The organism is Salinarimonas rosea DSM 21201 (assembly GCF_000429045.1).
In the GTDB taxonomy this organism is placed as follows: Bacteria; Pseudomonadota; Alphaproteobacteria; order Rhizobiales; family Beijerinckiaceae; genus Salinarimonas; species Salinarimonas rosea.
This window is the reverse complement of the sequence record NZ_AUBC01000005.1, coordinates 40,801-47,936: the sequence shown is the minus strand read 5'-3', so window position 1 is coordinate 47,936 and position 7,136 is coordinate 40,801. Positions and strand designations below refer to the sequence as shown.

The following is a 7,136-nucleotide window of genomic DNA, read 5'->3' as shown; positions in this document are numbered from 1 at the left end:
GCCAGCGCCGCCCGGCGACCGCGGAGCTCGCGGCGAGCGGGGAGGGCGCGCTCATGCCGCGCCCGCTCTCGCGCGCGCCTCGAAGCCGGCGGCGTCGGCGGCGTCCCTGGCCGTCTCGTCCGCGTCCTTGCGCATCGCCTGCCAGTCCTCCGAGCCGTAGATCGCTGTCAGCGCGGCTTCGTCGAGCGCCTCGGGCGTGCCGTCGAACACGACCTCGCCGGCGCGCAGCCCGACGATCCGGTCGACGAACATCTTGGCGAGGAGCACGTCGTGGATGTTGATGATCGCCGGGAGCCGGCGCTCGCGGCAGATCTCGCAGATCAGCCGCATGATCTGGCGCGAGGTCTTCGGGTCGAGCGAGGCCGTGGGCTCGTCGACGAGCAGGAGCTCGGGATCCTGCTCGAGGGCGCGCGCGATGCCGACCCGCTGGCGCTGGCCGCCGGAGAGCGCGTCCGCGCGCTTGTCGACGTGGTCGGTGAGCCCGACGCGCTCGAGCAGCGCGAAGGCCTTGTCGACGTCCGCTTGCGGGAAGCGCCGCAGGAAGGAGCGCCAGAACGGGACGTAGCCGAGGCGGCCGGAGAGCACGTTCTCCATTACGGTCAACCGCTCGACCAGCGCGTATTCCTGGAAGATCATGCCGATGCGCCGGCGCACGCGACGCAGTTCGCCCCGGCCGATGCGGGTGATCTCGCGATCGCCCAGGAACACCTTTCCGCCAGTGGGTTCCACCAGACGGTTCACGCAGCGGATGAGCGTCGACTTGCCGGCGCCCGAGGGGCCGATGAGCCCGACGACCTGGCCGGACGGGACCTCGAACGAGACGTTCGTCAGGGCCCTGTCGCCGGTCTTGTAGCGCTTGGTCAGGCCCTCGACGCGCAGCATGTCGATCGTCCCCCCTCACGGCGGGCGACGCGCGGCCGGCGGGCGGCGCGTCGCCGTTCTCCCACGCCGGAGATCAGTTGCAGGTGTACTCGACGCCGTTGGCCTCGTCGATCTGGCGGATGACGGCCCAGTCCTCCTGGAAGGAGATCTCGATGAACTGGTCCTCGCCGTTGCGGCCGAACTCCTCGGCGAGCGCGCTGCCCTCCCAGTCGTAGGAGAAGAACGCGTCGCGGATCTGCTGCTGGAGCTCGGGCGTGAGGTTGTGGACCACGCCGTAGCCCGTCGTCGGGAAGGTCTGCGAGGTGTAGATCACCTCGAGCTGATCCTCGGTGACGACCTGGCGGTCCAGCATGCGCGCCTTGACCGAGTTGGCGATCGCCGCGGCCGGGTAGTCCTTGTTGGCGACCCCCAGGATGGAGTTGTCGTGGGCGCCGGAGAAGACCGGCTCGAAATCGGTGCCGGCCGTCATGCCGAACTCCGAGGCGAGCAGGGCCGAGGGCGCCTTGAAGCCGGAGTTCGACGTCTCCGAGGTGAAGGCCATCTGCTTGCCGCGGATGTCCTCGACGCTCGCGATGCCCGAGCCCGGATAGGTGATGATCTCCATCTCGTAGCCGTAGGAGCCGTCCGCCGCCGCCATCATGGCGAAGGGACGGAAGCCCGCGCAGGCGACGGCGAGCGGGTTCGAGCCCGTGTTGAAGCCCGCGATGTGCAGGCGCCCGGCGCGCATCGCCTCGATCTGGGCGGCGTTCGACTGGACGGGGAAGAACTGCACGTCCTTGCCGGTCGCCTCCTCGAGATGCTCGAGGAAGCCGGCCCAGACCTCCGCGTAGACCGCGGGGTCCTCGACGGGGGTGTAGGCGAAGATCAGCGTGCCGGGATCGATCAGCTGAGACGGATCGCTCGGGATGTCGGCGATCAGGTCGCCGTCGGCGTCGGTGAAGCGGTCGCCGAGCGTGAACTCGGCCTGGGCGGCGCCCGTCGCGACGAGCAGCGCCGCGGCGGCGGCGAAGGTGCGGAAGAACATCGGCGTGACCCCCTGTCGATTGCGGCCGTTCACCGGCGCCGCGCGCGGCTCGCGCGACGTCCCGTGCGGCTCTTGGTACGGCCTAGTTTCCGCGCATGACGGTGGCGTGACAAGAGCAAGACACGTGTGCGCGGTCACTTCGCGGCGCGTCGCCCCCCGTCGCGGCGGGAAGCGCTCGCTTGCGTCGCCGACGCATTCGGCTAGAAGCCGGGGACGGGCCGCCCCCGCGAGCCCGGGAGCCCGCTTCGATGGCCTTCGCCCTGCGCCTCGCGCGCCTCGTCGACGCCCTGAACGAACGCATCGCGCGGCTCGCGGCCTGGCTCGTCGTCGCGGCGGTGGTGATCTCGGCCGGCAACGCGATCTCGCGCAAGGCCTTCTCGCTCTCCTCGAACGCCTGGCTCGAGGCGCAATGGTACCTGTTCGGGGCCGTGTTCCTGCTCGGCGCCTCCTGGACCCTGAAGCGGAACGAGCACGTGCGCATCGACGTCGTGTCCTCGCGTCTGGCGCCGCGCACCCGCGGCTGGATCGACGTCGTCGGCCACGCGCTGTTCCTGATCCCCTTCGCGCTCGTCCACGTGATCACGGCCGTGCCGTTCTTCCTGCTCTCCTGGCGCACGGGCGAGGTCTCGCCGAACGCGGGCGGGCTGCCGCTGTGGCCGGCGAAGATCCTGGTGCTCCTCGGCTTCTCGATGCTGCTGGCGCAGGGGATCTCCGAGCTCGTGAAGAAGATCGCCGTCCTGCGCGGGGCGCTGCCCGAGGGCGAGGACGGTGCCGGCGGGGCGCCGGGATCGGGGCTCACCGCATGAGCGCCTTCCTCGTCGACAACCTCGCGCCGATCATGTTCGGCTCGCTCGTCCTGTTCATGCTGCTCGGCTACCCGATCGCCTTCTCGCTCGCGGCGCTCGGGCTCGGCTTCGGGTTCCTGGGCATCGAGCTCGGCCTGTTCGCGCCCGGCTTCTTCCAGGCGCTGCCGGACCGGGTCTACGGCGCGATGGCGAACGAGACGCTCCTCGCCATTCCCTTCTTCACCTTCATGGGCCTCGTGCTCGAGCGCTCGCGCATGGCCGAGGACCTGCTCGACACGATGGGCCAGCTCTTCGGCTCGGTCCGCGGCGGGCTGGCCTACGCCGTGATCTTCGTCGGCGCGCTGCTCGCGGCGACGACGGGGGTGGTCGCCGCCGCCGTGATCTCGATGGGGCTGATCTCGCTGCCGATCATGCTGCGCTACGGCTACGACCGGCGCCTCGCCACCGGCGTGATCGTGGCCTCGGGCACGCTCGCGCAGATCCTGCCGCCCTCGCTCGTGCTGATCGTGCTCGCCGACCAGCTCGGCCGCTCGGTGGGGGACATGTATGCCGGCGCCATGCTGCCGGCGCTGATGCTCACGGCCTGCTTCGCGCTCTACGTGTTCATCGACACGCTGCTGCGCCCCGCGATGGCGCCGCCGCTGCCGAAGGAGGCGCGCCGGCTCGGCCAGGGGATCGCCTCGCTCCTCGTCCTCGCGGCAGTCGCGATCGCCGTCGGCTGGGGCGCCACGGCGTGGTTCGCGGGCCGCGTCGAGCAGGCGCCCTACGTCTGGGGCGCCGCGGTGGGCGTGCTCCTCGCCTTCACCGTGGCCTGGGTGAACCGGCGCCTCGAGCTCGGCGTGCTTTCCTACCTCGCGGAGCAGGTGACGCTCGTCCTGGTGCCGCCGCTGGCGCTGATCTTCCTCGTGCTCGGCACGATCTTCGTCGGCCTCGCCACGCCGACCGAGGGCGGCGCCATGGGTGCCGTGGGCGCGCTCGCGCTCGCCGCGATGAAGGGGCGGCTGTCGCTGCGGCTCGGCCGCGAGGCCGCGGAATCGACGCTGCGGCTGTCGGCCTTCGTCATGTTCGTGCTGATCGGCGCGCGGGTGTTCTCGCTGACCTTCTACGGGGTGAGCGGCCACATCTGGGTGAAGGACCTTCTGCTCGCCCTGCCGGGCGGGGAGGCGGGCTTCCTGCTCTTCGTCGGCCTCACCGTGTTCTTCCTCGGCTTCTTCCTCGATTTCTTCGAGATCGTCTTCATCCTCGTGCCGCTGCTGGTGGCGCCGGCGCAGGCGCTGGGCATCGATCTCGTCTGGTTCGGGGTGCTGCTCGCGGTGAACTTCCAGACCTCCTTCCTGACGCCGCCGTTCGGATTCTCGCTGTTCTACCTGCGCTCGGTGACGCCGAGCGGGGAGTACGAGGACAAGGTGACCGGCGCGCGCGTGCGCGGGGTCGACACGCTCGAGATCTATCGCGGCGTGATCCCCTTCGTGGCGATCCAGGTCCTGATGATCGTCGTGGTCTACCTCGCGCCCGGCCTCGTGACGCACTACCGCTCGGACGCGCCCGTCCTCGACGAGGACCAGGTGCGCGAGCGGCTCGACCGGCTGATCATGCCGGGGCTCGGCGACGGGGGAGGGGGCGGCTTCGGGCCCGGCCCCGGCTTCGGCCCGCCGCAGATGCCGAGCTTCGCGCCGCCGCCGCCTGCGCCGCAGTGAGCGTCACGCGCCCTCGCGCAGGGCGCGCTCGATCGCGGCGCGGATGCGCGGGTCCGTCGGCTCGGTGGGCGTGAAGAAGGTCGCGGCGATCGTGCCGTCCCGGCCCACGAGGTACTTGTGGAAGTTCCAGCGCGGCGCCTCGCCCGGGCGCTCGCGGGCGGCCCAGGCGTAGAACGGGTGTGCCGCCTCGCCGACGACGCGCGTGCGCGCGGCGAGCGGGAAGGTCACCCCGTAGGTGCCCTCGCAGAACGCGGCGATGGCGGCCTCGTCGGCCAGCTCCTGGCGGAAGTCGTTCGACGGCACGCCGAGCACGACGAGCCCGCGCGGCCCGTAGCGCTCGTGCAGCGTCTGCAGGCCCGCCAGCTGGTTCACGAAGCCGCAGCGCGAGGCCGTGTTGACGACGAGGATGGGCCGCCCGCGGAAGTCGGCGAGATCGATGCGCCCGCCGTCGATGGCGTCGAAGGAGAAGACGTGGGCCGTGGGACGCGAGACGGGCGCGGCCTCTCGGGGCTCCCCGTCGGCGGCCCGCGCCGCGAGCGTCGTCGCGGCGGGTGTCGGGACGAGCACGAGGACGAGCGCCGAAACGAGGCCGGCGCAGGCCGGGGCGAGGGCGCGGGACGCGCGAAACCGTTTCGGCACGGGGAACCTCCCGAGGCATCTCCAGGACGGCGCCGCCCTGCGGCGACGGCACGATGGAGATGGCGCGGAGCGCCCCGCCGCCAACCCGACGACCGGCTCCTCAGAGCGCGACCCAGAGACCCACCCCGGCCACTGCGCCGAGCGCCAGCCAGATCGCCGTCGTCGCGCCGTAGCCGCGCGGCGCCGGCGCGACCTCTTCGGCGCTCCAGGCGAAGGCCTCGCCCGCCGATTGTGCGGCGCGCTTGAGGTGGGAGGCGTGCGCGTCGAGCGCTACGGCCCTGGTCTCGATGCGCAGATCGGGCGCCCGCGCGGATCGCGCACGTGCATCGCCGCGGCGGCTCGACGGGATCGTCCTCATGACCTCCTCCACCCTGACGGCGGCGGTCTCCCGCCCCGTGGCCTCGCGCGTCGCCCACCCCGATCGGTCGATCTTCTTGCTTCTCGATGACGCTAGCACGACGAGGTAAACGAGACGAGATCCGTCGCAGCGCGGATCGCCCGGCCGATCGCGGCACGCCGCGCCGGGAGCCGGGGCGCCGCGAGAGCGTTGCCAGCCGGGGCGCGCGACCCTAGAACTCGGGCGCATCCCCCGAATCGCGTAAGGAGTGGCGCATGGCAGAGGCCGACGACACGCTCGCGCCCGAGACGGCGCCGCTCGGCCCGTCGGAGCCCGCGCCGCCGCCCGTCTTCCGCGACGAGGAGCACGGCGGCGTCTCCCGTGCCTTCGTGGACGCCGTGCGCGAGGCGCTGGAGGGGGAGGACTCCGAGCGCCTGCGGGCCCTCGTCGGCGACCTGCACGAGTCCGACCTCGGCGATCTGATCGAGGCGCTCCACCAGGAGGAGCGTCTCGCCCTGATGGTGCTGTTCGGGCCGGATCTCGACTTCACCGCGCTCACCGAGGTCGACGAGACGATCCGCGTCGCGCTCCTGCGCGAGCTGCCCACCGCGCTCGTCGTCGAGGGGATGCGCGAGCTCGACATCGACGACGCCGTCTACATCCTCGAGGACCTCGACGACGAGGAGAAGTTCGAGATCCTGCAGCAGCTTCCCGTGATGGAGCGGGCGGCGCTGCAGCGCTCGCTGGACCTGCCGGAGGACGCGGCCGGCCGGCGCATGCAGACGCAGTTCATCGCCGTGCCGCCGTTCTGGACGGTCGGGCAGACGATCGACTTCATGCGCGAGAGCCAGGACCTGCCGGAGACCTTCTACGAGATCTACGTCGTCGACCCCACGGTGCGGCTCAAGGGCGCGGTCTCGCTCGACCGCATCCTGCGCACGCAGCGCCCCAAGCGCATCGCCGAGATCATGAACCCGGCCGAGTACGCCATCCTCGCCACCGACACGCAGGAGGAGGCGGCGCGCGTCTTCCAGCGCTACAACCTCGTCTCCGCCGCGGTGGTGGACGCCGCCGGGCGGATGGTGGGCGTCATCACCGTCGACGACATCGTCGACGTGCTCGAGGAGGAGGCCGACGCCGACATCAAGGCGCTGGGCGGCGTCAAGGCGGACGAGGAGCTCTCGGACTCGGTCTGGTACATCACCCGTTCGCGCTTCACCTGGCTGTTCGTCAACCTGCTCACCGCGATCCTCGCCTCGGTCGTGATCGGCGTCTTCGCGGACGCGCTGGAGCAGATGGTGGCGCTGGCCGTGCTGATGCCGATCGTCGCCTCGATGGGGGGCAACGCCGGCACGCAGACGATGACGGTCGCGGTGCGTGCGCTCGGCACGCGCCAGCTCAGCCGCGCCAACGCCATGCGCATCGTGCGCCGCGAAATGGTCGTGGGCCTCCTCAACGGCACGGCCTTCGCCGTCGTGATGGGGATCGTCGCGGCGGTCTGGTTCGACCTGCCGAGCCTCGGGCCGGTGATCGGGCTCGCGCTGGTGATCACGCTCGTCTCGGCGGCGCTCGGCGGGATCGTCATCCCGCTCCTGCTCGACCGGTTCAAGATCGATCCCGCGGTCTCGTCCGGCCCGTTCGTGACGACGGTGACTGACGTCGTCGGCTTCTTCGCCTTCCTCGGGATCGCGAGCGCCTGGTTCGGGATCTGAGCGCGACGGGGCGGAAGCATCGTCGCAGGCTCGCATTTC

The 7,136-nt window shown here is 71.4% G+C and carries 7 protein-coding genes; 3 read left to right on the top strand and 4 right to left on the bottom strand.

Annotated features, from left to right (window positions below; translation table 11 throughout):
• Positions 1 to 51 precede the first annotated feature (51 nt).
• Positions 52 to 882 carry a phosphonate ABC transporter ATP-binding protein gene (gene phnC, locus G407_RS25560; RefSeq protein WP_043538909.1) on the bottom strand — a complete coding sequence of 277 codons (831 nt, stop codon included), beginning with the start codon at positions 880 to 882 and terminating at the stop codon, positions 52 to 54.
• Positions 883 to 955: 73 nt separating this feature from the next.
• On the bottom strand, positions 956 to 1,906 hold the full coding sequence (phnD, locus tag G407_RS0103940) for a phosphate/phosphite/phosphonate ABC transporter substrate-binding protein (protein ID WP_029029772.1): 951 nt from the start codon (positions 1,904 to 1,906) through the stop codon (positions 956 to 958).
• 248 nt (positions 1,907 to 2,154) lie between these two features.
• Between phnD and G407_RS25555 the strand changes: the two genes are divergently transcribed.
• The gene (locus G407_RS25555; protein ID WP_052340928.1) at positions 2,155 to 2,712 is read left to right on the top strand and encodes a TRAP transporter small permease subunit; all 558 of its coding nucleotides are present in this window, start codon (positions 2,155 to 2,157) and stop codon (positions 2,710 to 2,712) included.
• Complete coding sequence (locus G407_RS25550) at positions 2,709 to 4,409, top strand: TRAP transporter large permease (RefSeq protein ID WP_084327293.1); 1,701 nt, start codon at positions 2,709 to 2,711, stop codon at positions 4,407 to 4,409. Before G407_RS25555 ends, G407_RS25550 begins: the two co-directional genes overlap by 4 nt.
• 3 nt (positions 4,410 to 4,412) lie before the next feature.
• On the opposite strand, the gene G407_RS0103925 is transcribed toward G407_RS25550, so the two are convergent.
• Both G407_RS0103925 and G407_RS0103920 read right to left on the bottom strand, forming a co-directional pair.
• Complete coding sequence (locus G407_RS0103925; RefSeq protein WP_029029771.1) at positions 4,413 to 4,976, bottom strand: glutathione peroxidase; 564 nt, start codon at positions 4,974 to 4,976, stop codon at positions 4,413 to 4,415.
• Positions 4,977 to 5,148: 172 nt separating this feature from the next.
• On the bottom strand, positions 5,149 to 5,406 hold the full coding sequence (locus tag G407_RS0103920; RefSeq protein ID WP_029029770.1) for a hypothetical protein: 258 nt from the start codon (positions 5,404 to 5,406) through the stop codon (positions 5,149 to 5,151).
• A gap of 254 nt (positions 5,407 to 5,660) precedes the next feature.
• Here G407_RS0103920 and mgtE point away from each other — a divergent pair, with 254 nt between their 5' ends.
• On the top strand, positions 5,661 to 7,097 hold the full coding sequence (gene mgtE / locus G407_RS0103910) for a magnesium transporter (RefSeq protein WP_029029769.1): 1,437 nt from the start codon (positions 5,661 to 5,663) through the stop codon (positions 7,095 to 7,097).
• The last annotated feature ends 39 nt before the right edge of the window (positions 7,098 to 7,136 follow it).